The organism is Boudabousia tangfeifanii (genome assembly GCF_001856685.1).
GTDB lineage: Bacteria > Actinomycetota > Actinomycetes > Actinomycetales > Actinomycetaceae > Boudabousia > Boudabousia tangfeifanii.
In genome coordinates, this window is the sequence record NZ_CP017812.1 from 88,157 (window position 1) to 113,825 (window position 25,669).

Annotated in this window: 18 protein-coding genes; 7 read left to right on the forward strand and 11 right to left on the reverse strand. The window is 53.5% G+C overall.

Annotated elements, in window-relative coordinates; translation table 11 throughout:
• Positions 1-2: 2 nt before the first annotated feature.
• Positions 3-815 carry a nucleotidyltransferase family protein gene (locus tag BK816_RS00310; protein ID WP_071164857.1) on the reverse strand — a complete coding sequence of 271 codons (813 nt, stop codon included), beginning with the start codon at positions 813-815 and terminating at the stop codon, positions 3-5.
• Between the two features lie 158 nt (positions 816-973).
• Here BK816_RS00310 and thiD point away from each other — a divergent pair, with 158 nt between their 5' ends.
• Together thiD and BK816_RS00320 are read left to right on the forward strand one after the other, a co-directional pair.
• Entirely contained in the window at positions 974-1,951 is a 978-nt protein-coding gene (gene thiD, locus BK816_RS00315; RefSeq protein ID WP_071163389.1) for a bifunctional hydroxymethylpyrimidine kinase/phosphomethylpyrimidine kinase, read from the forward strand.
• 493 nt (positions 1,952-2,444) lie between these two features.
• Positions 2,445-3,629, forward strand: coding sequence for a Fic family protein (locus BK816_RS00320; RefSeq protein ID WP_204377193.1), 1,185 nt, complete (start codon positions 2,445-2,447; stop codon positions 3,627-3,629).
• Between the two features lie 141 nt (positions 3,630-3,770).
• Here the strand turns inward: BK816_RS00320 and BK816_RS00325 are convergent, their stop codons facing one another.
• Together BK816_RS00325 and nrdF are read right to left on the reverse strand one after the other, a co-directional pair.
• On the reverse strand, positions 3,771-5,084 hold the full coding sequence (locus BK816_RS00325) for an alpha/beta fold hydrolase (RefSeq protein WP_071163391.1): 1,314 nt from the start codon (positions 5,082-5,084) through the stop codon (positions 3,771-3,773).
• 1 nt (position 5,085) lies between these two features.
• Positions 5,086-6,051: a class 1b ribonucleoside-diphosphate reductase subunit beta gene (nrdF, locus tag BK816_RS00330; RefSeq protein WP_071163392.1), complete on the reverse strand. Its 966-nt coding sequence runs from the start codon at positions 6,049-6,051 to the stop codon at positions 5,086-5,088.
• Between the two features lie 216 nt (positions 6,052-6,267).
• On the opposite strand from nrdF, the gene BK816_RS00335 reads away from it, so the two are divergent.
• The 3 genes from BK816_RS00335 to BK816_RS00345 are packed head-to-tail and all read left to right on the forward strand — an operon-like array spanning position 6,268 to position 9,299.
• Positions 6,268-7,482, forward strand: a complete 1,215-nt coding sequence (locus tag BK816_RS00335) for a hypothetical protein (RefSeq protein ID WP_071163393.1) — start codon at positions 6,268-6,270, stop codon at positions 7,480-7,482.
• Positions 7,479-8,021, forward strand: a complete 543-nt coding sequence (locus tag BK816_RS00340) for a GntR family transcriptional regulator (protein ID WP_071163394.1) — start codon at positions 7,479-7,481, stop codon at positions 8,019-8,021. The genes BK816_RS00335 and BK816_RS00340 overlap by 4 nt, the downstream gene beginning before the upstream one ends.
• A 9-nt stretch (positions 8,022-8,030) precedes the next feature.
• The gene (locus tag BK816_RS00345; protein WP_071163395.1) at positions 8,031-9,299 is read left to right on the forward strand and encodes a chemosensory receptor; all 1,269 of its coding nucleotides are present in this window, start codon (positions 8,031-8,033) and stop codon (positions 9,297-9,299) included.
• 271 nt (positions 9,300-9,570) lie between these two features.
• Here the strand turns inward: BK816_RS00345 and BK816_RS00350 are convergent, their stop codons facing one another.
• The 4 genes from BK816_RS00350 to BK816_RS00365 form a co-directional block, all read right to left on the reverse strand.
• On the reverse strand, positions 9,571-10,305 hold the full coding sequence (locus BK816_RS00350) for an ABC transporter ATP-binding protein (RefSeq protein WP_083378934.1): 735 nt from the start codon (positions 10,303-10,305) through the stop codon (positions 9,571-9,573).
• 4 nt (positions 10,306-10,309) lie between these two features.
• Positions 10,310-10,939, reverse strand: coding sequence for a hypothetical protein (locus BK816_RS00355; RefSeq protein ID WP_071163396.1), 630 nt, complete (start codon positions 10,937-10,939; stop codon positions 10,310-10,312).
• Positions 10,936-13,299, reverse strand: a complete 2,364-nt coding sequence (locus tag BK816_RS00360) for an FtsX-like permease family protein (RefSeq protein ID WP_071163397.1) — start codon at positions 13,297-13,299, stop codon at positions 10,936-10,938. The genes BK816_RS00355 and BK816_RS00360 overlap by 4 nt, the downstream gene beginning before the upstream one ends.
• Positions 13,300-13,603: 304 nt before the next feature.
• A complete protein-coding gene (locus tag BK816_RS00365) occupies positions 13,604-15,559 on the reverse strand; it encodes a glycosyltransferase family protein (protein ID WP_071163398.1) in 1,956 nt (651 codons plus the stop codon).
• 166 nt (positions 15,560-15,725) lie between these two features.
• Here BK816_RS00365 and BK816_RS00370 point away from each other — a divergent pair, with 166 nt between their 5' ends.
• On the forward strand, positions 15,726-16,766 hold the full coding sequence (locus BK816_RS00370) for a GIY-YIG nuclease family protein (protein ID WP_071163399.1): 1,041 nt from the start codon (positions 15,726-15,728) through the stop codon (positions 16,764-16,766).
• A gap of 104 nt (positions 16,767-16,870) precedes the next feature.
• The gene (locus BK816_RS00375) at positions 16,871-18,070 is read left to right on the forward strand and encodes a pentapeptide repeat-containing protein (RefSeq protein ID WP_156981947.1); all 1,200 of its coding nucleotides are present in this window, start codon (positions 16,871-16,873) and stop codon (positions 18,068-18,070) included.
• A 130-nt stretch (positions 18,071-18,200) separates the two neighbouring features.
• Here BK816_RS00375 and BK816_RS00380 read toward each other — a convergent pair whose 3' ends face one another.
• The 4 genes from BK816_RS00380 to BK816_RS00395 form a co-directional block, all read right to left on the reverse strand.
• Positions 18,201-19,037, reverse strand: coding sequence for a hypothetical protein (locus tag BK816_RS00380; RefSeq protein WP_170299644.1), 837 nt, complete (start codon positions 19,035-19,037; stop codon positions 18,201-18,203).
• 100 nt (positions 19,038-19,137) lie between these two features.
• Positions 19,138-20,262 (reverse strand): AAA family ATPase, encoded by a 1,125-nt coding sequence (locus BK816_RS00385; protein ID WP_071163402.1) that lies wholly within the window; start codon positions 20,260-20,262, stop codon positions 19,138-19,140.
• Between the two features lie 164 nt (positions 20,263-20,426).
• Positions 20,427-23,291 (reverse strand): S-layer homology domain-containing protein, encoded by a 2,865-nt coding sequence (locus BK816_RS00390; protein WP_071163403.1) that lies wholly within the window; start codon positions 23,289-23,291, stop codon positions 20,427-20,429.
• Positions 23,292-23,411: 120 nt separating this feature from the next.
• Positions 23,412-25,424, reverse strand: coding sequence for an S-layer homology domain-containing protein (locus BK816_RS00395; protein WP_071163404.1), 2,013 nt, complete (start codon positions 25,422-25,424; stop codon positions 23,412-23,414).
• Between the last annotated feature and the right edge of the window lie 245 nt (positions 25,425-25,669).

Consider the following 25,669-nt stretch of genomic DNA (forward strand, 5'->3'; position numbering starts at 1 on the left):
GGTCACAGTTCCACCTCCACGTTCTCCAAAGCAGCCTTCACGGCCGCAATGTCAGTACGGCGAGACATGTCGAGGACGCCCTCGGCCACGTCAACTACCTGGAAGTTGGTGCCATGATCGATTGCGTAACGGACTGCGTCAGCGAGTTCGTATTCGCCGCGGATGGAAGGTTCGATGGCTTCACAGGCGGCAAAAATAGGCTGGGTGAAACGCCAAGCGTTCATGGAGATGGGGGCATCGCCCATCTTTTCCATGGTTTCGGGGTCTGGCTTCTCGACAATGTCGATCATGTTGCCATCCTCGGCCACGTCCAAAACGGCGAAGGCGGCAACGCGGTCGGCTGGAATATTGGACTTTTCAACCAGCGGGCCACGCTCATAACCGAGGACGCCCGCACCATCGAGCTGCGCCAACTTGGTTAGGGCGGCAGCTGAATAGTAGTTGTCGGAGTTAACCACAATGAAGGGGTCTTCGCCAGCGAATTCCTTTACGGCTTCCACCGCGTTGGCGGTGCCGAGAGGCTTCTCCTGAATAGCGAAGTGGATCTTGACGCGCTTGGCATCCAAGTTCCCGTAGTGGTCACGCATAATGTCGTGTTCTGGGCCAATTACCAAGCAAACGTCGGTGACACCAGCGTCGGCCAGAGCGCTGATGACATAGTCGAGGAAGGGGCGACCGACATCGATCATGCCCTTAACCCCGGCGGCGGCTGCTTTTTGCTGAGCGGCACTGAGTTCGGTACCTGCGGCTTCTTCGCGCATACGAGTTCCGAGACCACGTGCCAAAATTACTGCTTTATTAGTTGCACAAGTCATACGTTGAATAATATCGGTTTTTGGCTCACTTTGCGGGGTGGAAGCCACAATTTTTTAGTTTTGTAACCTTTCGGGGGTTAAACTGTGGACAACTAGTAACGGTTTCTTGCTGGCCGAGGACGAGCGTCCCAGACCAGCCCACGAGGAAGGGAAAGCTTTTGACCACCGGACTTAATGTTGGCGAGCGCGCCCAAGTACCTGCAGCCCTGACGATCGCAGGAAATGCCTCATCAGGTGCGGGCGGCATGCCGGTGGATTTGAAAACTTTCCACCAGCTTGGGGTTTTCGGCATGGCCGCTTTGACCACGCTGGTTTCTTTCGACGTGACCGCGGGGAATGCAACCCGGCAGGTGATTGACCCGCAGGTGATTATCGATCAGATTCGCTCCAGCCTGACCAACGCCGACATTTCAGCCATCAAACTGGGGATGATTCCTACTCCGCAGACCATCCAGGCGGTCCACCAGGCCTTGGCCGAAGCCAAGATTTTTCCGCCTGCCAGGTCCGCGAGTGAGCTCGGAGTTTCGGACCAGCTCGAAGGTGCGGGGGCGTTGTCGTCCGCCCAGGCGGAGGGGGATGAAGCGTTGTCGCCCGCCCAAGCGGAGGGGACTGGGGCCCAGGTGGTGCGTTCGGATGCTCCGGCGGTGGTGGTTGATCCCGTGTTGGTGTGTAAGGCCAACGAGTTTGCCCCCGAAACTGTTGCTGACATGGTGAATCTGCTTTTGCCGGGGGCCACTGTGGTTACTCCGAACCTGCCCGAAGCTCAGTTCTTGGCACAAATGGAAATCCGCAGCCTCGACGACTTGGATGAGGCGGCCCGCAAGATTGGCTCCCTCGGCCCGAAACATGTCCTAGTTAAGGGGGGTGCCCGACTGGAACTTCCTGGCGAGGTCGTTGACAGCTGGTATGACAGCGAAACTGGGCAGATCACTCACCTCAGTTCGCCGCTATACCAGGGGGCACTTTTGAATGGTGCCGGCTGTACTTTGGCCGCTGCCATCACCGCTTATTTGGCCAAGGGGTCCGAGGCCGCCGAAGCAATTCGGCTCGGTCGCGAGTTCGTGGCCACCGGTTTCGCTCACCCTTTCAAGCTGCACTTGCCCAACGATGCCCTCTGGACTGGGCCGGCCAAATAGTCAGCCGCTGAAACGGGGATTATCTGCGCTAAAAATTAGGGTTGCTTGTGTGAAAGTGGATGGTATTCCTAGGATGGGGGTACTAAATAGCCACCACCTTCTCGTGTTTCTCGTTAGTTTTCAAGGCTTAACGGGACCGAAACGATGAGGATTTTCGAGGGTTAGGTACGTGTAATTCCGACTCGTGGCTACTCATTTAATAAATAACTAAATCAAAACTGCCGTTAGGTATTCACTTATTGATTAAATGAATACCTAACGGTTTTTTCTGATAACTTATTACATATGTGAAGAGAGATCGCATTTTCGAATTTTTTATACTTTTTCGTGATAGCGCAGGTTTTGAGGTTTTCCAGTGGGAATAAAGATTGAACGGGAGTGGACTTCCAGATTTGAATCGGGAAGTCGACGTCAGCGTGCTAGTGGCACCTACTGGGCTTATCAGCCTTGCACATTATCGGATTGTGCTTTTGCCTTACCGAAAGAGCTCTCTTTGAGGATTGCGAACTGTGAAACGCAGATCCGGGATCTTTTGAGCGATCAAAAAGTTTTAGCTGATCTTAGTGGGGTTAACCGTTTCTTGTTGCGTAGTGAAGCTATTGCTTCCAGTCAGATTGAAGGGGTCGCTCCGGCAGCTAGAAGAGTCGCTTTGGCGGAGCTAAATCAACTGTTTGGGGCCAAAGCGAAGGTTTCTGAGGAAGCCGAGTTGGTGGCTAGAAATCTGACAACGGTAAAAAATGCCACAATAGAGTTGGCCAGTGCTCCAGAAATTACTTGGGAGGCTATTGAGTCTCTTGAGAAAGCGTTGTTAGATGATGAAAATATCGGGCTGCGCCAAGTACAAAACTGGGTAGGGGGTAGCTCTTATAACCCTTTAGAGGCCGAGTATGTGCCGCCTATTCCGGAAAGTTTGCCGGAACTTTGTGGAGATCTGGTGGACTATTTGAATGGGGCTTCCCATTCGGCTTTAGTTCAGGCTGCTTTGGTTCATGCTCAGTTTGAAACCATTCATCCATTTGTTGATGGCAATGGTCGAATCGGTCGAGCCTTAATCCAGACAGTTCTGGTTCGAAGGGGTCTTACGCCCTCGGCAGTTTTGCCGATCAGCCAGATTCTATCGACTTGGCGAGAACGCTATTCTCAGGCGCTTAACGATTTTCGGGTCGAGGGCGAATGTAACTCGACTGAACAGCAGACTGCGATTGTTTCTTGGCTGATTTTTTTCATTTCTGTTTGTGAAAAAGCTGTGGAGTTGGCTCAGGAGTTAGGCGAGCAGTTGTTGGAATTGCGGCAAGGTTGGGAGGCGCAGCTTGAGCAGTATTTGGCGAAACAACCTCGGCAGAAAACTTTGCGCCATGATTCAGCTACCGCCATCATTTTGCGAGGCATGAGCGCCACCCCTGTGATGACTGTCAGAAGTGCCGCCCAGATTTATGGTTTGAGTGAGAGTTCGGCTAAACGAGCGCTCGATATGCTGTGTGACGCCGGGATTTTGGCGGTTAGTGGTGAGGGTAGCACCAAGGGTCGGAAGGGGAGTACCGATTTCTTCCGGAATGATGATTTGCTGAACTTGCTCACGCTAAACGAGCGTCGCTATGCTTCAACCCAATTTAATACGCAAATATCCAAGCCAAACCGTTCGACTCCAGCGCCTTTAAGTCGGCCTAGCGAAGCTTAGTTAGGGATGGAAAGCCCGTTGCCTTTGCCAAGGTGAATTTGGCTTATTGAGGGGACTGGGGTCGAGGTTAAAGGGAGCTGAGGGTAGTAACCAGCTGGTTAGGGCAACCACTTGTTTGTGGGTTGCTCTAACCTGAAAGTGTTAGCGGGAGAGTTCGAGCAGCTGGCCGAGGATTTCGGCGCCAGCGGTCCCGATCCCGGAGTGCTGGTACTTGCTGGTGACGTAGCGTTCAATTCCAGCGGTTTTTACCCACTTGAGGGATGGTTCGACTGGCACGAAAATGTCGTCGAAGTAGATGGCGGCAGCTCCCGGAATCTGGTTGGCAGCCAACTGCTGGGGCAGGTATAGCGGTGGCCAGTTGGTGTACTGGGCGAGGGCGTTTGCGACCTCGGCCAACGGGGTCAATGCCGGATCTTCCTCAAACATCCAGGGGTAAATGTGTTCGCCGGTTAGGAAGAATGGCTCGTCTTTGGCGAGCGGGTTTGCGTCCTCGGCAAAACCGGCAACTTCACGAGAGATGCGGTGTGCCGCCCAATTGGTGGCTTGTCCTTCGAGTGCGGGGGTTGCGCCGGCATAAATCGTTTCGTGCATGAGCGCGTACAGGGGAGTGCGGGCCATGGAAACTTCGCCGCCCACCTGCGCCAAGAAATCGGGGCGCAAACGGGTGGTGCCGCCCAAAGTGGTGAACGGGTTCTCGAACATGAGGCGCAAGTGCATAAAGCCGGTATCGCGTCCCAAATTGATGCCAACCGTGCGCAGGCGACGGGCCGAAAGACGCTCGCCAGTGGGTAGGAGCTCCTCATGATCTTCGAGGTGTGCACAAACTCGACGGATCATCGCTTCGGTTTCGGGGAAGCGACGATTGAACTGCTCGTGACGGAAACGCAGCTTGTCGTAGGTCAGACGGTAAATATCATCCGCGCTGGTATCCAAAGCGGGAGTGCCACCGGTCAGCAAAACCCGTTCGATTGCCTGCGGGTAGTACGACAGGTAGGTGGTGATACAAAAACCGCCGTACGACTGGCCAAACAGGGTCCACTTTTCATCCGGGCACAACTCGGCGCGGAAGGCCTCAGCGTCTGCCACAATCTGGTCGGTGCGTAGCAAACGCAAGTACTGCAACTGCTGTTCGATATTACCGAGGGCGTTAATCTGTGGGGCCGCCAACGGAGTCGAAGCGCCGGTGCCACGCTGATCGAGCAACAACACCCGGTAGTCCTTGAGTAGACGACCTAACCAGCCGCCCTCAGGGTTAATGGGACGCGGAGAAGCACATCCGGGACCACCCTGGAAGAAAACCAAATAGGGTAGCTTTTCGCCACCGTCACGCACGACCTCACGGGCAAACACTTCCAGTGTGCCCAGCCCATTGTCTGGATTTTGGTGATCCCAAGGCAGGTTCAGGACGTGGTCGCGGTAGGTAAAATCGCCATTCTTCCAAGTGTTTGTTTCCATGTTAGAAGTCCCAGTCCTCGTCGAGGGTGTCTTCCACATCGCCCATCACGTAGGAGGAGCCAGAACCAGAGAAGAAGTCGTGGTTCTCATCCGCGTTGGGGGAGAGGGAAGCCAAAATGGCGGGGGAGACGTCTGTGGCGTCAGCCGGGAACATGGCTTCGTAGCCGAGGTTCATTAGAGCCTTGTTGGCGTTGTAACGTAGGAACTTCTTAACGTCCTCGGTTAAGCCGAGTGGGTCGTAAAGATCCTCGGTGTACTGTTCTTCATTGTCGTAAAGTTCGAACATTAGGTTGAAGGTGTAGTCCTTCAACTCCTGTTGGCGTTCAGGGGTTTGTTCCGCCAAAGCCAACTGGTATTTGTAGCCAATGTAGTAGCCGTGAACGGCCTCGTCACGAATGATTAGGCGGATCAAGTCGGCAGTGTTGGTGAGTTTAGCGTGGCTCGACCAGTACATGGGAGCGTAGAAACCCGAGTAGAACAAGAAAGATTCCAACATAGTCGAGGCAACCTTGCGCTTAAGCGGGTCATCACCATCGTAGTAGGACTTAATAATGCGAGCCTTGTTCTGTAGAGCCTCGTTTTCTTCGGACCAGCGGAAAGATTCGTTGATTTCCTCGGTCGAAAGCAAAGTCGAGAAGATCGACGAGTAAGATTTAGCGTGCACCGACTCCATGAAGGCAATGTTGGTCAGGACGGCCTCTTCGTGTGGGGTGCGAGCATCGGGAATCAAAGAAATCGCGCCCACAGTGCCCTGCAAAGTGTCCAACAGAGTCAAACCGGTAAAGACGCGGTTCGTCATGCGCTTTTCTTCGTCAGTCAAAGTCTTCCAAGAAGGAATGTCATTCGACAACGGTACCTTTTCAGGCAACCAGAAGTTACCGGTTAGACGATCCCAAACCTCAAGATCTTTCTCGTCCAAAATGCGGTTCCAGTTAATAGCCTGTACCGGCCCATGCTCGAAATTCATGCTTCACCTTTCGTGGTCTATTTATGCCCTCTATTGTTCCACAAGGTGGCGCCGAAGCCCATGCCAACTACCCCAAAATACTCAAAATGCGAAACCAAGAAAAGCAGCCTGTTTGTATCAAATGTACATTTTCTTTGATACATCTCTTGACACAAAAATATTTTTGTACTAACTTAGTTGTGTCAAAAGGTTTTGGGTTCAACTAAGGAGTACAAAATGAACCTAGTAAATGTAGAATCTGCTTTCGATATCATCGGAGCAGCTGGTTTCGTTGTTCCAGTTCTGGCGATCTTGGCATGGTTCGCTTTCCGCCGCCTAACCTTGGGTCGTCCAGTTCCTTCGTACGAGTTCCGTCAAACCTCAGCAACTGTGATCACCCCTGGGGTGGCTTTAATCTTTGCCGGTTTGTCTGGTGCCATTATGTTTGGTGTGGGCACCATGCCTGATGAGGCTGGCGCTGGTTATGATCGCGGCTTCGGTTTCACCTACAACCAAGGCATGCTGTTCCTAATGGCTTCTGCTTGGGTTGGCCTTGTGGGCCTGTACCTAGCTGATCGCCTCTTGTTTGAAACGGTTTTCCGTAATCACACAGGTGGCCAGCGGATGGCTGACCTGCAAGAACGTAAGCCCACCGACCTGCTCCCACCGGGCGGTTTGGTAGTGATGGCCGGCTTTACCGTACTAGCTACCGCTGGTTTTGCGCTATTGCAGTCGATGCTACCTGATACCGCTGGTGTGTTGGTTAGCGTTTGGGTCTACTTCTTGGTCACTTTGGCTTTGGCTGCTGCCGCATGCTTCTACGCCTTGCATCACCTAGCTAATCGTCTTCCCTATGTTTCTTTGAATCCCCGCGGTGACTTGGCTGCTCGTCGGATGACCGCCTTGCGTTACGCCATCGGCTGGGTTTGGGGCTGCGCTTTTGTCCTACTCAGTGTTTTCCAGGCCATGTACTCGATGAAGCTGGCCACCTGGACTGCCACCGCAATGATCGCCACCATGGTTTTGGCTTTGGCTGCTTCGGTTTGGTTGTTCTTGCAGGCCCGCCGGGTTGGTGGCGGCCGGGTTAGCGCCCACCTAGAGGACGTCCTCGAAAAGGATTACAGCGGTGTTCGGACTGAAGATGGTCGACTCTTGAAAGAACAGAGCGTCTTCGCCCGCATGGAAGCTATCGACATGTCTCATGGTATGACCACCCTGTTTGGGGATGCCGGTGGCCCAGGCTTCGGCGACTTCCCCGAGGACGGTGACGACGAGCCTCAGGCCAAGCGTCGCTCCAAGGACCAGAAGAATGACGGTCGCAAGCGCAATGATGACGAGCCGGTAGTCGACAAGTTCGATAACCGCACAGTGCTGGCCGAGGACGGTACCTATCGCACCGAAGGTGAAGGCGAAGCCGACGAGGCCGAAATCGAAAGCCAGGCACGAAAATGAGCGCCGCCGACTTTGTTATCGAGATTGATTACAGCTCGCCCCTAAGGCCATTCGACCAGGTGCGCAGTCAACTCGCGGTAGCGATTCGTTCCGGGCAGTTGCCCGCCGGCTTCAAGTTGCCCACTGTGCGTACTCTCGCCTCACGGCTAGAAATCGCTAACGGAACTGTGCAGCGCGCCTACCAGGATCTTGAAGCCGCGGGGCTGACTCGTTCGGAAGGCCGACGAGGCACTTTCGTAGCCGACCGTCTGCCTGCACTCGCCCCTTGGGAAAAGGCGGTGGATGTGGTGGCAGCGGCTCGAGGAACCGAAGAAAAGTCGGAGACTCGAGTAGATGAAGTCCAACTGGTGGCACGCGAAGCTGAAAATATGGCAGATGTGCCAGCCGAGGACGCCCGCCCTCGAAACGCTGAAACGGAAGAGAAAACCTCTTTGCCGCAGCACCTGAGCCTGCAGATTGAAGCGCTCATGGCCGCAGCCAAAGCGGAGGGGATTAACCCAGCCGCACTAATCGGCCAGATCAAAAAGATCAGTCACTAGGGGTTAAAAATGAACTTCGATAAATTGACTGATGTGGTTGATTCACTAGACGCTGTTGGGTTTTTACTCCCGCTGCTGGTGATTCTTGCCTGGTTTGGGTGGCGTCGTTTCACCCTAGGGAAGACAGTGCCCTCCTACGAGTTTCGTCAGGTCACGGCCACTGTGATCACCCCGCTAATTGGGTTATTCTTCGCCATGCTTTTTGGGGCGCTTACTTTCCGTTTTGGCACCTTGCCGGACGCCAATGGCGACCTAGTAAAAATGGGGTTTGCGTTTAACACTAACGAGGGAGCGCTCTTCGCGGTGGCTTCCATGTGGATGGGGCTTGTCGGCTTCTACTTGGCGGATCGGTTACTTTTTGAAACAGTTTTCCGGAACTTTAGTGGTAGCCGCCGGTCCACCGATTTGCGCGAACGCAAAGTGGCTGATCTGCTCCCGCCGGGTGGTTTGGCGTTCATGGCATTGTTCGCCTTGCTTTCCTTGGCATGCTTCGTGAGCTTGCAGGCCTTTCTTCCAGGGACTTCACGGGTGATTGTTTGGGCGTGGATCTACTATCTAGTGGCTTTCGCTTTAGCGGCGGTCACCTGCTATTACACTCTGCTTCACTTGGTGAACCGTTTGCCGTCGGTAACGTTGAATGCTCGTGGTGACTTGGCTGCCCGGCGGATGACCGCTCTGCGTTATGCGATTGGCTGGATTTGGGGTTGTGTCCTGGTCATGTTGGCAGCGTTTCAAACGTTTTATGGTTTGCAGTTAACTGATGCGGGCGTGGCACGATCGGCAATGCTGGTTAGTGTGGTGTTGGCGCTGGCTACCTCGGTTTGGCTGTTCTGGCAGGCGCGTCGCATCGGCGGTGGGCGAGTCAGTGCTCGCCTGGAAGATGTGCTCGAAAAAGACTATGCGGGTGTTAGGACTTCTGGTGGGAATCGCTTGAAGGAACAGACCGTTTTCGCTCGGTTGCAAACCTTGGATATTAGTCATGGTTTGACCACTTTGTTTGGGGACGCGGGCGGCCCTGGGTTTGGTGATTTTGACGAGGACGATGAGCCTGAACGTCAACCGAAACGCCAGACACAGGGTAAGGACCGAGGTCGAGATAACGGTCGGGCCGACGATGAGAGCCGGCCAACGGGTGACGGCGAGGCCCAGGGTCGTGGCAAGGCCCAGGGTGAAAGTCGAACCGATGGTCGAAAGCGGGGCACGGTGCATAAGCAGCAACTGCCACCGGTCGGGGAAGAGGAGATCGTCCTCGACCAGATCAAAAATGTCAGTCACTAGCTGGCGTTGAAAGCTTAGGTTACGAGGTGCACTCCTGACCTTCGTGGCCAAAAAAGCCTGACGGGCTAGTGAGTTCCGAGGTTTTTGAGCAGACCAGCCTAATGGGCTAGCCAGCTCTGAAGCTTTTTGAGCAAACCAGCCTGGCGGGGTAGAAAGTTAATAAACTCCTACAATCCGGTAAGTGGTGGGATGGAACAATAGTTCTGTCCCACCACTTTTGTATAAGGTCAGCACCGGTCAGAAATAAGCAATCAGCGGCTCAGACCGACGGTTAACCGACGATCAGCCCGTCTTGCATTCGGATCGTCCCTTGCATTTTGTCAGCTACCTGCGGATCGTGGGTGGCTACCAGCAGTGTTACTCCCAGATAGTCATGCAGTTCGGAAAGAAGCGCAATAATCTCGTTGGCGTTTTGCGAGTCGAGATTACCGGTGGGTTCATCCGCTAACACCAGTTTCGGTTCATTGACCAAAGCACGAGCAATCGCCACACGCTGCTGTTGCCCACCCGACAGTTCGGTGGGTAAACTTTCGGCTCGATCGGCTAGGCCAACAAAATCCAACAGGGCCATGGCTCGTTCTTGACGTTCCGCTTTCGCTTGGCGTCCCACCAACGGGAGCGCCACGTTTGCCACTAGCGGCAGCGTGTCAATTAGGTGAAACTGCTGGAAAATAAAACCGATGCTGGCCCGGTAATCAGCGCCGGCATTGCCTTTGAGTTCATGTACTTTGGTGTCGCCCACCCGGATTTCGCCCTCGGTAGGTAAATCGAAAGCCCCCAAAAGTTGGAGCAAAGTTGACTTACCGCAACCACTCGGGCCCATCAGGGCCAAAGCGGCACCCGCTGGGACTGTTAAATCGATGCCACGCAAAGCCGGGATTTCCACTTTGGACTTGGTTAAATAAGACTTTTTAAGCCCAGAAACCGCTAAATCAAGCCCTTTATCGGTGGTTTCACGTGAAACATTTTCTGATTGCCGGCGGCGCCTTGAGATTCTTGATTCCATGATGTTATTCCCGTACTAGTTGCGATGAAATTTGATGCGAAAGCTGCCAGTTGGTAATGAAAGTAGCTAAGGCTAGTCCTACCAGCAAGGTGATTCCCAGCCCAATGCCAGCTAAGAGGAGGAACGTGTCGGCACCTGCTTGCCACCAAAGGGGAAAAATAGCAGCGACGAGGGTGCCTAATAGATATCCCCAAAGGAGCGGATAAATCGCGCTAGCAAGATTCGCCAGCCAGATTTTCGCCTTGGGCCAGCCGATCGCTCGTAAAGTGGCGTAAATGCTGGCATCCTCGAGTACTCCCAACCACATGGTCACTCCCACGGAAACTGCGGCTAGCACTGCCAAGACAGCGGCGGCAATCAGATCAGCACTGCGCACTTGTAGGGAAACAAGTTGGCCGAGGACGGTGTCGGCCAGCTGCCCCGAAAACTGCCATTGGATCCACGCCAAGGAAAGCAGGGTAGCGGTGGCGACGAGGACCGAAATTAGGGCGGCGGCAAGGCGCCCACGCCGGCGGCGGGCACGTGATAAACCCACGCCCGCAGGGCCAGAAAGCCTTAGTCTGCTGGGCTTTGCGCTACCGGATTTTGGGTTGGCCAGGTTGGTACGTGCGGTGATTTTGGGGTTGGTACTCATGAAGCTAGCGCCTCCCTTGGGGTTTGTTGCGAAAGCTTGCGGGTGCCTAGCCAAGCGGCAACTACGGTTACCAAAATAGCGATCGGCAGGGTCAGGAGTGGCTGGTACCAAGGCCAGCCAAGTTTTAGGAAGGCTCCCAACAGGTAGGTGATGCCAAGGCCAAGCAAGCCCGCCAATGCGCCCACGGTAGTAACCTCGGCAATGAGGGCTCGACGAATGCTACTGCTAGTCCAACCGATGGCCAGCAGCACCCCGATCTGGTGTTTTTTCGCGCCAACCAAAGCACTGGCCGCAATCGTAGTGGTTAGTAGCGCGGAGAGCAGAATCAGCGCGAAGATTACTAGCGACTTTTGGTCGATAGCTTTGACAATCTGGGTGCTGGTGCCCTTTTTGGTCCAGTTCTCGGTCAAAGTCAGGGCGGGTAGCTTGCCGTTGGCGGGAAGTTTAATGGTCTGGGGGCTGGGGGAGCCGCCGGCCATAATGTCGACCTCCAAGCCGGTCAGATTCTGGATTTGTTCGCCCACAACCCGCAGTTTTTCAATGTTTTCGGGACTGTACTGGTCGATGTCTTTGACACGCACGCGGATTGCGCTGATGGGCGCCTTGGCCAGTTCTGGTTTGGTTTTCTGCAGTAGGCTCACCATCCCATCCAAGGTGGTGAGGATAGCTGGCGGGGTGGAGAGGTAACCGGTGGGGTTCAAGTTTGGTTGCAACGGCTGATTGCCGAGGGCGTCTCGACTGGCTTGGTCGGCTCCCACCGGCAGTTCGGTGCGGTAGGTGCCCAACGGGGTCGGGGAGAGGCTGGCTGGGTTTTGCCCAGCCGTGGGGGTGGGCTCCCCGCCCTCGGTCGTCCCAGTTCCACCCTGGGTGTTCGGTTCCGTGTTGGTTTTGTCGTTGGGGCTGGCGGCTAGTTTGTTGGGGTCGAAAATGCCGACGGGCATGAAGTCGATGGTGCGGCTTTCGTCGGTGGGTAAGGCAATTTCGGTGATTTCGCGGTAGTTCTCGTCATGGTCGGAGGGAACGATCTGAGTTTCGTCGCTGTTGTATTTTTGCCCGCTTCCTTGTGGGGTTACTTTCCAGTCGGTTCCCTCGGCAGTTAGGGGCAGCGTTCCGGTGCGCACAAGTTTATTGACTGCGATTAGTGGTTCTCTGACCCGTCGTTTGAACGTGGCCGCCTCAATTTGGTCGGCAGGGGTTTCGGGCCAGGAACTGACAATGGCGGCAATGGTGTTTTGCCAGATGTCTTGGAAAGTGTACTGGTAGTTTTGACTATTTTCGGCTGGCGCTTGGGTAATAGTTTCCGCTAATGGGTTCTGGGTCGGATCAGTGTTGGGAGCCTGGGTGTTTTTGACGAATCGGTCCGCCAGGTCGGTTCCGAGCGATTCCACTTTAGTGTTGACGTTCAGGTCCACGGGTCCAAGATGGTTAGAGAGTAAGATTGGCAGCACATTCTTGCGGGTAAAGGCCACGGTAAACCCAGGGTTTTCTGCACCTTGACCCTTGTTTCCGTTGCCATTTTCGGGAGTGGCTCCCGGGTCTAGTCGGCGAAAATCAGCGCTGACACTAACTTCGCTGGCGCCGTCGCTAGGGCGTAGGTTTCTGCCGGTAACGATCGCCTGGTTGAGATTGACGAGTTGTGCTTCAGCTTTCGGGTCGATTGCGGTAATACCAAGGGGGACTTCTAGCAAGTTGCTGATTAGTTCGTTGTGGCCCGGGAACTGATTGGTGCAGGGTGAGATTTGTTTTTCCGCTTCAGCTCGGTGACCCATCACGAAGATTGGCAGATTTTGGTATCCCCAAGGGCTGAGGCGTGCCGGTTCGCCCTCGGTCAGCGTTTCTTCGCAAAGTTCACCATTCGTATCGAGCGGTTGTGGGGTGAAGTAGGTGTAAAACGGGCCGGCGGGGATTTCGCGTTTTGCGCCCTGGTTGGCGGTAAGAGTCGTGGTGTATCTGACGAGCTGTCGCTGGCTAGGCGGTAGTTGCTGGGTAATGTCGATGCTGGGGAGCAGGTTGATGGGCAGGTAGCCGATGGTGGCGACGGGGGCCGCGACCTCTACCAGCCCGAGACTGCGCACTTGGGACAGTTGCTCCATGGTGATGCCCCCGTAAATATGGTTTAGAAAGTTGGGGGTTACCAAGTTTTGTTGGGTTTCGAGGTCGGTGCGGCTTCCGGTGGGACGAAGCAGTAGATCGAAGCTGCCACGCCAATTTTGCTGGATCGTTTCACCGACCTCGAGCCGATTTTTATTGACCGAGGACGTGAGCAGCAGGAACGACGGCACCGCCAGAAAAACCGCCACAAAGACAGCCAGTAGGCGGCGCCAATCATGGCGGATACTATTGCGAATAAAATCGTTCATAGTTCCTGTGACCCCCGACTCGGTAGTGTGTTGTGAGTTATTTTAACAAAATGGGGGGGTGAGGAAAATGCTTTGAATTTGGGGTGCGTTAAGGCAAGGTTGGCGCGCCGTGTGGGGCGTGCGCCGGTGCAGGCGTGCATTAGGCCTGGAACAGGATTTTGGCAGTATGGCTTGTCTCCGGCGGGTGCGTCCTGCCTCCGTCTTCCAGCCTCGCCCTGGGCGTGGGACTGGACCGTATCGGTATGGCTTGTGGTCGCTAGTGTGCTCTGCCCCCGGCTCCCGGCCTCGCCCTCGGCCTTTGAGCCTAGAACATGATGGTTTCGAGGTTTTTCCCGTAGGCGACGATTTGACCGTTGCGGAGTACTTCTTCGTCGCTGATGTTCCAGGTGTGGTTGTGGGTGGAGCGGCGGCGGAGGAAGTTGAAGCGGTCGGTGGAGTAGATGCGTCCGCCGGCGTTGCCGATGTTGGTTAGGAAGGCGGTGTCTTCGCCGGTGGTGCGGTTTTCGAAGGGGTGGGCGAGGGCGGTTTCGCGGGTGGTTACTAGGGTGGGGCCGGCGAGGAAGTGGGTGTAGCGGTGTTCGCGCTCGGGGCTGATTAGGGCGGTGGCGTCGAGTGATTCGAGGTGGGCGTAGTGGGCTTGTTTGCCTACGATTTGGGCGCCGGAGTAGTTTAGTGCGTGGATTTGGTCGGTCAGGTAGTGGGGGCCGTACCAGTCGTCGTCGTCGATTTTGGCGATGTAGGTGCCGTCGGCTGCTTCGATGAGCTGGTTGAGGCAGGTGCCAAGGCTGTTGTTGGGGTCGCCGGTGAGGATGATGGTGTTTTCTAGGCCGAGGTCGCGTGCGCGGGCTTCGAGGTCGTTGGGGGCTTCAAAGCCGTGGGTGAGTAGGCACAGTTGTACTGGGAGGCCATCGATGCCGTTCATGTCGGCCACGGTTTTGAGAATGTGGTCGATTTGTTCGGGGCGGATGGTAGAGACGATCGCGCTGGCGGTGGGCCTTGGGGTGGGAGCGGTTTGTAGGCCGATGGTGGTCAGGATGGTTTCGGCGCGGTGGGAGTAGGTGTGTTCGTTCCAAATACGCCTAGCGGCTAGGTGGTTCATGCGATCACGCAAAAGGGGTGAGCCCACCAGGGCGCGCAGCATGGTGCCAGCTTCTTCGCGGTCGTTAACGACTGCGAGTTCGGTTTCGGGAAAGAAATTTCGAATGGCTGCGGAGGGGGTGGAGACCACGCTGGTGTTGCATGCGAGGATTTCGAAGATGCGACGGGCGCACATGGAGGGGGAGTCGGTAACCGAGTTGACGTTGAGGAAGACCTTGTAGGCACGGTAGGCACTGAGCATGCGCTGGTAGTCCACTGAGCCGATGACTCGCTTATCGAGTGGTTCTGGGAATTGGTAGCGCGGGTCGCCAGTGCCCATTTCTCGCGAGTAGATTTCCAAGCCGGTGTCCATTTTGGCGGACACGTCATCGGCACCGCCAAGGAGAATGTCCATTTGGGCGCGGCGCTCGGGGAACTTGTGGGTGAAGTAGGTGCCGGCGAAGGCAATATCGCGTGAGGCGTAGCCTTTTTCGGGGCGTACCGGATTGTGAATTTGTGGCTGTGCCGCAAACGGTAACGGGTAGACTCGGTCGTGCCCGAGGTCGGTCTGGTAGCGGGGGATGCAGTTCGAATCGGTAGTAAAAACGTGGTCGAACAGGCGGGCGGTTTCAATGAAATCGTCGTAGTGGGCGGGATCTTCCTTATTCCAAAAAACAGTCGGAATCTGCCGCTCGTGGCAGGCAGCCAACAGGTTGCGGAGTTTGTCCCAGGGTTTGCCCGATAGGCCATAACGCCACTGATCATTATTGCCGTGCCAAGCCGACTCAATCAGCACAAAGTCCAGCTTTTCGGTTTCTAACTGTTCCGGCCAAGTATTCGGGCCGAGGGCGACCTGCTCCCACTCAGGCGCAAAACAAGAAGTCGTAAACGCATCCATAATCACCCCAACCTTCAGCGGGCGACGAGCGCCCTCGGTTGTTTCAGTCGGCCAAGGACCAAGCGAACGCACAAAATCGGGGCCAAGCGGCTGGCCACTACGAGTGGTTTTGGTGCGCGCGAAAGGGTTGAGCTTATGGGTGCGCGGGGCAATCACCATCGGCTGGAAAGCTTGCAGGGCAGAACGACGATTGTGCTCCCTCACCTGGGCGAGGCCGCCCTTCCGAAAATGCCAAAGGGTCTTCCGAGCGGTCGCTAACCGCGCCTGCAAATCAAACTTAGCCATGAAGGATATTCTAGCTGGTCTCCATTTAGGAGGGGTGAGAATCATCATTTCTAGTAGCTAATGTACGAAACATACTGAAAGTGCAAAAGTTGGACAATAAATGCTCGTTAGAAATATATGAGTATACTTTGTTGTGAAAGTTACAATTTGTTAAGGGGTAGTAACTATGGTCGATGAGGCTACTAAAGTTCTAAATGCCAAGATTGCTGAACTTCTAGCGAATGCTGGAGTAGGGGAAATAGATTATGACAAATTGGGGAAGTACATCTACGCCTATTATGACCCACGTGATTGGAGAGAGTGTATTCGTCATAATGCCTCTGAAAGTGAATTACTGAAAACAGAGTCTCTTTCTATTCCTATTCCTATCTACATTGGAAAAGGTGTTAGGAAACGAGTACTGAGGCACATTAGTGAGAGTCTGTCTCAAGAAGCTGGTATGGAGACGGGAAAGCAACGTAAGTTACTAGACCTTTTCAAAGATCCTGGCTATCCAGATATTCGCTTTTTAGCAGCACGACTTGAAGGCACTGAAGATCCTGATACGACTGCTAGGGTTGTAGAAACTTCGTTCATCTCAATGTTCGGAAAAGAATCAAATGGCAAGACTGAGCGCGAAGATTTTGATCAGAGGATGGGACTACCAAGGCTTCTAAGTAATATAGCGGGATCTTCCACTGCAGTGATTAGTGGCTCGTTGAACTATATGTATTCTGAGTTTCGAAAAGAAGCACCCTTAGTTGATCTGCGCGATCTTGCGGAGAGGCTTGTGGAAGAATATGAGCTTGATGATTGGATTCCAATTACAATTACAGGATCGATGTCACCTCATGCAAATGTTGAGCAGTTAAAAGAAATTACCTGTTGTTGGTGGCCAGAACATTCATTCCGCTCTTTAATAGGAAAGCGATTCTTAGTGCTTGGGCATAGCGCTTCAGATTTCACCAACATTCAACTAGACGATGGCACCGAAACTTCAGCTGTTGTTGTGCGTTCGGCTTTCATTGTTGATAGCGATTGGTGGGACGAAGTCGAATACTACATTTGTGATAGTGACAGAATTTCGTTCTATCATTCTGCAACCTTCAATCCCGGTTTATGGAAAGATGCGGTCGGCTCTCGAGTGTCGCATTGGACAAAACAATTACAAAGGCAGTCCAAGATATCAACTGAACCACGGGGAGTAAAAATGCTCGAAACTCGATAAAGGTTGGATTGAAATAGCTGCCATCCAACTGAGTGGGGTTAAAGAAAAACGCTGACAATCGGTCCGCCAGCATAAACCGGTTCTGACTTGTAGGGAGTTTTAAATTGGCATCTCCAGTGTGTCATTTTTGTAAAAGCTTAGAGAAAGCATCCGTATATTTAAGTTCAAAGCGGAAAAAAGTAAAGCGTCAGGAAAAAAATGGTGGCATTCCTCAGACCAGTTTAGGACTTGATATTTGTTGCTGGTCTATTAGATCTTTATTGCTTTTGTTCGCATCACTTTTGTTTTGGCGATGGTTTATGGGTAGTGGTTCAGATCCCAAGGCTGTTAGCACTGCAGCTATCAGTACTACCGGTGGATTGGGTGGTGTTATTTATTTGGTGCAGCGTTATCGTGATATCCAGATGAAAGAACGAATGGAGAAGATCGAACTCGATAAATTGCCTCATTTGCGTTATCAGGAAGCAGTTGAGCTATTGAGTTCTGATAATGTGCTTTCTCGGATAAGTGCGGTGTTGAAACTCGAATATTTGGCAAACGAGCGATTAGCAGCTGATAAAAACTGTCCAATGCCTCAGCAGATTGTGAATATCCTATGCGCGTATCTGAGGAACTCATCTTCGTTTGAAATTTATGCTCCCATAACGGAGTTTAGTCGAAAACGATTGAAACAACTGAGAAAAGAGAAGAGTGCGATCTTAAACTTTGATTTTGAAAAATGGCCTGATGAGCTTAGTGCAGAATGTGATCAGACTGTGCAACAAACGATTGTGCAAGTCATCGCGAATAATACAAGACCGAGAATTATTAATGAGGCTAAGACTGGTGGAAAAGATGAAAAAACAGGGGAAGGGAATGGCGCTTCCGTTGAGGAAGAGAAAGGAAAGTGGTCATCTTTAAATTTTGATTTACACGAAACTGTCTTTGCTTGTCCACTCCACTGGGAAAACTGTGTTTTTGAAGGAAAAGTAGAGTTTTGGGGTGCCATATTTCGTCGTTCTGTTTATTTCACAAACATAGTTTTTAATGATGTGAACTTTAATGGTTGTACATTTTTCGGACGTTTTATTATTTCGAACGCGAAGCTTGTTAACGCTACTTTTCAAGGAAAAGGAAAATTTATTAAGTGGCATCCCGATATCAAAGGCGCAGAGAACACTAAAGATTTTTCTGCAGCTATTAGTGAGAGAGTGTCTAATAGTGATTGCAAGGTCAATTACGATGAAGATGCAGTTGAAAAACCCTTGCTTTATCGAGATGCCAAATCAATCTTCAAGAATTTTACTGATAAACAGCAGCAATAATGCTGAGTATTTTATAGACAATTGGAAAAGTGAATTCGAGGATGACAAAAGTTAAATCTGCAGCCTCATACATTTGTTACTAATTTGAGGGTTCCGCTGAGTGGTTTTTAGTGTTAGAGCTCGTAAACCCTTACCCCGGCTCGAAATCGATGCCGTCTGGGAGCTTGCGCAGCGATTTGAAACTGGTACCGCCCTCGGCTAGCAGCACGGGGAAGACACGGACGCTGATTTTGGTGCTGGTGGGCACGTAGCGCATCCAGTGCAGGAAGTTGAGCCGGGCGGCGGCATCCTCGTCCCAAGACCTGGCGACCCGAGCCAGATCGTCACTCAAATCTCCGCCACCTTCTGCGGTTTGTTGCTGGATCCGACGGGCTCGGCGAGTAATCATCCGGAAATACTGCTCAAATGCACTAGCGAAAGCCAGCTGCTGCTTGTTATCGGTACAAAAAACGAGGGCGAAACCCAGGCGATCCGCCTCCAAAAATGCGTCCCGCAACTGCTGGCCCCGCGCAGCCACCTGCGGATCTTTCAACGTGTTTGCCACACAGACCGCGTGGAAAGTAGACGAGAACTTTTGCAGAATATTCGCCCGCTCCAAATGCTTCGCGTTCGGGTGCACATTCGGGCGCCCTTCCAGCTCCACCGACGAGTAGTTTTTCAACTCGCACAGCCAAAGGGCCCGCTCGCTTGCCACCTGCTCGCTCGGGCCCTTGCCGCCCTCGGCTTGCTGGGGGCGTAGCGCCACCACGTCGACCCGTTTGTGATGCAAGCGCGCCCCCAAAGGGTCGTTGCCCTGCAAGTGCGGATTCGCTGCCTCCAAGTGCAGGCGACGCACCAGGTCAGGCGGGGAACCGGCGCGAGCATGCTTTTCTCGCAAAGTGCTGGCAGTGTCGAAGCCCAACTGCAGGTCCTTCGCGCCAATGCGCTGCCCAGTCGCCTTATCCAGCGGGGAACCATCGAATTCCATCAGCGCCCACGAGCGGTTATAGGTGATGCGGAACCGGTCCATCACCACCGTCTGCTTCTCGTGGGGAAGCTCCCACCCGTTGCCTTGCTCGCCCATCATGTCACCGCAAATAGCGCGAAGCCTGCTCCAACTCGGCATCCAGCGAAGCGATCGACTCGAGGTCGTCCAAAGTGTCGAAAGCCGCCAGCTCGACGCCAGAATCCCCGCCCTCGGCCAGCGACCTTTCCAAGGAAACATAGCGGATCGGCACCCGAGATTGGGACGAAAGCAAATCCAGTTCCCGCAACACAAACAGCGAATGCGTGGAGACGAAAAGTTGCGTGCCGCCCTCGGCCAGGAAGAACAGAGCGCGGCACAGGGCCTGCAGGGCTGACGGGTTCAAGTTCGCCTCCGGTTCATCCCAAAACAGGCACGAGCCCGGGCCCACGGCCCCATTCAGAATCAGTTGCGCCAGCGAGGCCAGTTTGCGCATCCCCTCCGCCACCAGCGGCATCTCCGTCTGACCGGTCGGGGTCGACAAGAAAAACTCGCCAGTTTCGCCTTGGGTCACCCGACCACCCAGCACACCTTCCAGCTCTGTCAAGGCTTTGTCAGCCGAGGACGAGGGCGAGGGCGGGTTAGCCAATGCGCGCGCACTCAAAGCTTTTGCCGCGTCAGTCCAAGTCTGCGGAAACGGCAACGGCACCTGCTTTAGAGCGTCCAAGAAACCAGGCAGGAAAGAGATCACCTCTTGCGAAGGCAAATACACCGGGGAAGTAGCCGGCGAGAAGGGCGGGACTGAGGTTACCGATAATGGGGGAGTCTGTGGTGTGGCTGGAATGGTGAATGCCAAGCTTTGAAAGTCTCGGGCGGCGGCTAGAGGTGCCTTTTGGTTGCTATCGCCGGTGGTGGTGTGTGGCGCTTCTGGCGTGAAATCAAGCTGGATCTGAGCAGAGTCGGTACCCTCATGGCGACTGACCAAGCGGGACAGTTCCCCACCCGTGGGGCGACAAACCGACACTAGTTTCTGCGCTAGACAGTCAGCCAGTTGTTCTGGCTGCAGGTCGGGGCAAGACAAGGCGGTTGCTGAGGCGTACAGAAGTTTTAAGAACAGTGATTTGCCCATCGCGTTATTGCCAACCAACACGTTTAGGGCGGGGGAGAAGCAAGCCGTGGTTTCGCCGAATGGGCCGTAGTTTGCCAGGGTGATTTGAGCCAGTTTTGATTTAGTTTGATCGGTTCCCATGGTTATCAACTCCTGGTTACAGAATGGCGGCAACTATGCTGCAGTTAGCAACCATCCTAGCAGGGCTTTGTTCGCTCAGGTGCCAGTGGGTTCCAAAAAGGGTAGATAGAAAAGTGTCGCCCCACCAAACGGTGGGGCGACACTAGTGTCTAGCTAAACTTGGCTCAGCAGGCTGGCTTGGCCTTGTTGTTTAGTAGGCGGTAGATGAATGCCACCATGGCGTCACGGTTGACATTATTTAATGGGCGGTAGGTCTTATCTGCCCAACCGGTGGAGACACCGGAGGCCCAGATCCAACGCATTGCTTTGCCGTGCAAGCCGTTAACGTTAACGTCCTTAAGCGGAACCTTAACGCCATCAAGCTTAAGTTTGGCTGGCTGTACTTCTGGGGAGACAACGCTTGGGAACTTTTCAGCAAAGCGCATCAAGAAGGCAGCCATAGCGTCGCGAGTAACCATTTGGTTCGGACGGAAGGTCTTATCTGCCCAACCGGTCGAGATACCAGAATCCTTCATCCACGCGATCTGCTTCATGAATGGGTGGTTAGCTGGAACATCCTTGAAGCCAGTCTCATTTGCTTTGAAAGCTGGCTTGCCCGCTAGGCGGTAAAGGAACGCGGCCATATCTTGGCGCTTGGTGCCGTTTAGTGGGCGGAAGGTGTTGTCTGCCCAACCAGTGGTGATGCCATTGGCCCGTGCCCAGTAAACTTCAGGCGACAACCACTCGGAAAGTGGGACGTCTTTGAACAAGCGAGCCTTAACCTTAGGAGCCTTCTCTGCCTTCATCGGGAAGCACTGATTAGTAGGAGCTGGTTTATTTGGCTTTGGTGCCGGCTTTACCGGTTTTGGTGCGGGTTTGACTGGCTTTGGTGTTGGTTTAACTGGAGTAGGTTTTGGCGTAGGCTTGACCGGTTTCGGCGTGGGCTTGACCGGTGTTGGCTTCACCGGTACCGGCTTGGGCTTTGGAACCGGTTTGACTGGTTTCGGTGCGGGTTTGACTGGCTTTGGTGCCGGCTTTACCGGTTTTGGTGCGGGTTTGACTGGCTTTGGTGTTGGTTTAACTGGAGTAGGTTTTGGCGTAGGCTTGACCGGTTTCGGCGTGGGCTTGACCGGTGTTGGCTTCACCGGTACCGGCTTGGGCTTTGGAACCGGTTTGACTGGTTTCGGTGCGGGTTTGACTGGCTTTGGTGCCGGCTTTACCGGTTTTGGTGCGGGTTTGACTGGCTTTGGTGTTGGTTTAACCGGAGTAGGTTTCGGCGTGGGCTTGACCGGTGTTGGCTTCACCGGTACCGGCTTGGGCTTTGGAACCGGTTTGACTGGTTTCGGTGCAGGCTTGACTGGCTTTGGTGCTGGCTTAACCGGTTTCGGTGCGGGCTTGGGAGCCGGCTTTGGTGCCGGCTTAACCGGTGCGGGTTTTGGAGCCGGTTTGACTGGCTTGGGTGCTGGCTTTACCGGTGCCGGTTTAACTGGAACCGGCTTCGGCTTAGGCGCTGGCTTGGGAACCGGCTTTGGCTTCGGCTTCGGTTTGATAATTGTGGTGTCTTTGGTCTGCTGGCCGAGGTCGTTTTCAGCCACAATCCGAACTTGGTCGCCTTCCTTCACGTTGAACTTTGCCAGATCAACCTTCCAGTTTGCTTTCGGAGTGTAACCGGTAACCATTGGCCAGCCCTGGTTTGGATCAACATTTGTTAGCATTGTCCACTCACCGGCAGGGCGTCCTCGGTCGGCAGAGGTTTGCTTGACATAAACCTTAAACTTGGTGCCCGCGGTGCCCTGCAAAGCAACCTGTAGCTTCGTGTTTTCCAACTGAGCTGGCAGGTCAATGTTTGGTGCTTTGAAAGTCTTCAAGTGGTTGAAGATCTTCACTGGGTAGATGAAATCTCCCTTAGTGGTCGGCATTTTGACCATGATTGTTCGGACTTCATCATCGGCAAGTGGTGACTCCAGATTGAGCTGTTTTGTGGTGACATGTCCAATCAAGCCAGGGTAACCCATATGGTTTTGAGGGGTGCCATCAGCTACATGATCTTGGGCGGTGATGTCGTTGCGGGTGTCTTGCCCAGTAAAGTCTGAGAATACTGCCTGCTGGTCAACCTTTACCTCTACCTCACTGAGGTAGGGCGGTTTGGTTGGTTTGGCGGTGTCTACGTTTAATGACCAGCGTTGAAGTTCCTCATTTTCGTCAAAACCTGGCAAGAATTTTTGCGGGAAGTAACCTGCAGTTGGCCAACTGTAGTAAGTGGGACGTGGCCGGTTGTCGTTGTACATCGATTTGTAGCTTTGGTAGGCGTCAATCCAGTCTTCGCCATTAACCGCGTTGCTAGGTAGCGTCAATGCTGCCGCAGTGCTCTGCTGGTCTAACTTATTCCAATTGCCTTCGATGTTTTTGGTATTCCAAGAAGTGATACCAACAGCGCTATTTGCCAGTGTGGGCGAGAGCATCTGCATGCGGTGACCCACGATAGTGTTGTTATCGCCGGTATCTCCAAGCAAACCCAAAACGTGCTTTGAGGAGTTACCCAACGGTTGAAGCGGGGTGCTCAGGTCGCTGGTCCAAAAACCCATGTTTGCAAAAGCAAGAACCCCAAGGTTGGTGGCTCTGGCCCCGCCCTCGGTGCGACAAGGGAAAGCCTCCTCAGGAACCAAGCCGTGAGAGATCTGGCCAGCTTGGGTCATCGAGTAAGACGCTGCCTGCAAGTCTTCCCAAGCGGGACTGTCTTCGGGGAGCTGACCCACCGACTCAAACTTAAGCAACTTTCGAGCCAAGTTCCAGGCAGTAAAAAAGTCTTCTCGGTCCGGTTGGGCTGCAACCCCTGGGTATTCACAGCCCGAAGTTGGGATGATCTTTTCCATCGGGCGAGTTAGTTGGTTGAGTTCATCTAGCACGCCCTGTGCTTCGCTCGCAGTATTGAGGTCGGGTAGTACCTTCCGCCCGGCCGCTTGGGCAGTCATTGGTGCCAAGCCGGGCAGGCAAGTTCCTGCCAGCGCCAAGGCGGCACTCAAAGCAATTAAATGTTTGCTGTTTTTCATGAGGGTTTTTCCTTGGATTTAGTTGGCAGGCCCGGGTAGCCTGCCACGGTTGGGATCTTAAAAGACTGGCCGAGGACGCCCGGTGGGTGGAACCGGGGTGGCGTCCTCGGCCAGCAAGACTTACTTAATCGTGACTACCTTGTTGTCCTTGAGGTGATTGCGTTGCAAGCGGTACAAGAAGGCAATCATGGCATCACGGTGAACCGGCTCCAATGGGCGGTAGGTGCGAGTGTTACCTTTATCGGCAAAACCGGTAGTGATCTTGGCGCGTTCGAGCCAGCGAATCTGGTTGATGAAGTAGTCACCCGAAATGTCCTTCAGTCGGCTCGGGGTGGTCTTCAAGAATGGCAAAGTCACCATTTCCGGCTGGACTCGGTTCGGGAACTGCTTGGCGAAACGGAACATGAAAGCTGCCATGGCGTTACGGGCAATCGGTGAACGCGGTTCAAAATAGCGCTTACCGTTCCGGACCCAACCAGTGGTGATCTTGTTCGAGTAACCCCAGTAAATAGCCTTAAACCACGGGCTGTTGCGAGGCACATCCGCGAACGGGGATGTATTCGGCAGTTTCACCTCAGGTGAGCCGGCCATCCGGTACAAGAAAGCCATTACCGCGAGGCGCTCCACGTTTGCCAGTGGGCGGAAAGTCTTATCAGGGTAACCGGTGGTAATACCGTTTACCTTCGCTTCGTTAATCTCGGAGTAGAACAGGTCTTTTGGAGCCAAATCCTTGAAGTTGGACTTCCCCTTCCAATTGCTAGTAACCAACACTACTTCACGCGGCTGCACCAGCACAATCCCTCGATCATGCATGCCGAGGTCGTTCTCCGCGACCAGTTTCACCAGGTCGCCAGCTTTCAAACCGTAGCCGTTGAGATCGAGGTTGAAATCGGGACGATCACTGTAGGTAGTGACTTTCAGCCACTGGTCTGCCTCTTTACCCAACTTGGTTAAGAGTTCCCAGTCGCCCTTCGCGCCCCGTTTCACGAATGCGCGCACCTGAGTGCCTGGGGTAGCTCGCAAATGGAACTTCAAATTGTCGGCGGCACGCTTGTAACCCACATGCCACTTTGGTGCCTCAAAAGTCTTAAGGTTCTCAAACACCTTCACGGGGTAAACGAAAGTGCCCTTGTTAGTCGGGAACTTCGCTAAGAAAGTTTTGACAATGTCTGTATTCAGCTTTTCGGGAAGACGAAGAGCCTCAGTCCTCACGTGGGAAACTTGTGAACTCGCGCTCGACATGTACTGGGAATCGATAGGTTTCGCTTCTTTTTGATTAACCGCAACGGTACGGAAACTATTGCCGCTCAATTCTTTCAAGGAGGTAGGCTGATTCATCTTTAGTCCGGTGGCGTCCCAACCGGATTTGGTTGAGATGCTCCAACCGCTAGTCATCAGGTTCTTAGGAATATATCCCGGTGCTGGCCAAAACACTGGATTTTTAAATGGAACGGAATAATCTAAGTCGGCCGCTCCGGGTAGGGTTCCCAAAGTGCTGACCTTGTTAACCACTCCGAAAGTGGTCTTCTTAATGGCTGGATTTAGCATGTTAAGGCGGTGACCCACACTTGGGTGGCCGTAATCGTGCATATAGTCGATAAGAACGTCAGCTGGACCGTAATGCCCGGCAGCAATATTGGAACTACCAGTTGCTTCCACCCCACCAGGAGTGCGGCATTTAAAGTCTTTTGCCGGATCTAGACCGTGAGAAATAGTGCCACTAATCGACATGGAAAAAGCGCCTTCCTGTGCACCACGCCATCTAGCATCGTTACTTGGGGCACCAACCAAAGTAGGAACACCAGCCATGGAACGGATTGCGTTCCAAGTCTCGATCATTCGGGTCTTATCTCTTTCGTCAAGCTTCGGAGCGGTGCCGCAGCGAGTGCTATTAGTTTTAGTTTCAAAACCATACTTTGAGAGTTTTTGAATCGTTTCTTGTGAGCGTTCTGCTTTTTCTGGACGCAACTTGTCTGACTGGTAGTTGATCCCTTTGGGCACAATGCTAAAAGTTGCAGGATTTTCTTCAACGGGATCTGCGGCACTAGCGATTGGAGTAAATCCAACGGTTGCGAGCATGGCAAGCGCGACTGCGCTGATCCCAAACTTACGAACTGAGGTTGATTTCGACATAGCAGCTCCTCCTGTGATCGTTGATCCAAGGTCATATTATCCGTGAACGCGCACACACGCATGCAGAACTGATTGCACAAAGGGAAAAATGCTCTGACTACCCGTTTTCATCCTCACTACCGAGGGCGAGGAAGGGCCGAAAGTCCTCAGAGATTTTAACCAAGTTGGTGGTTGAAGCTATTATCCTCGGTAAACAAAATTGAGTGGCGGGTTTGCCGGAGGAAAATAAGTGGTGGGCAGTTCTT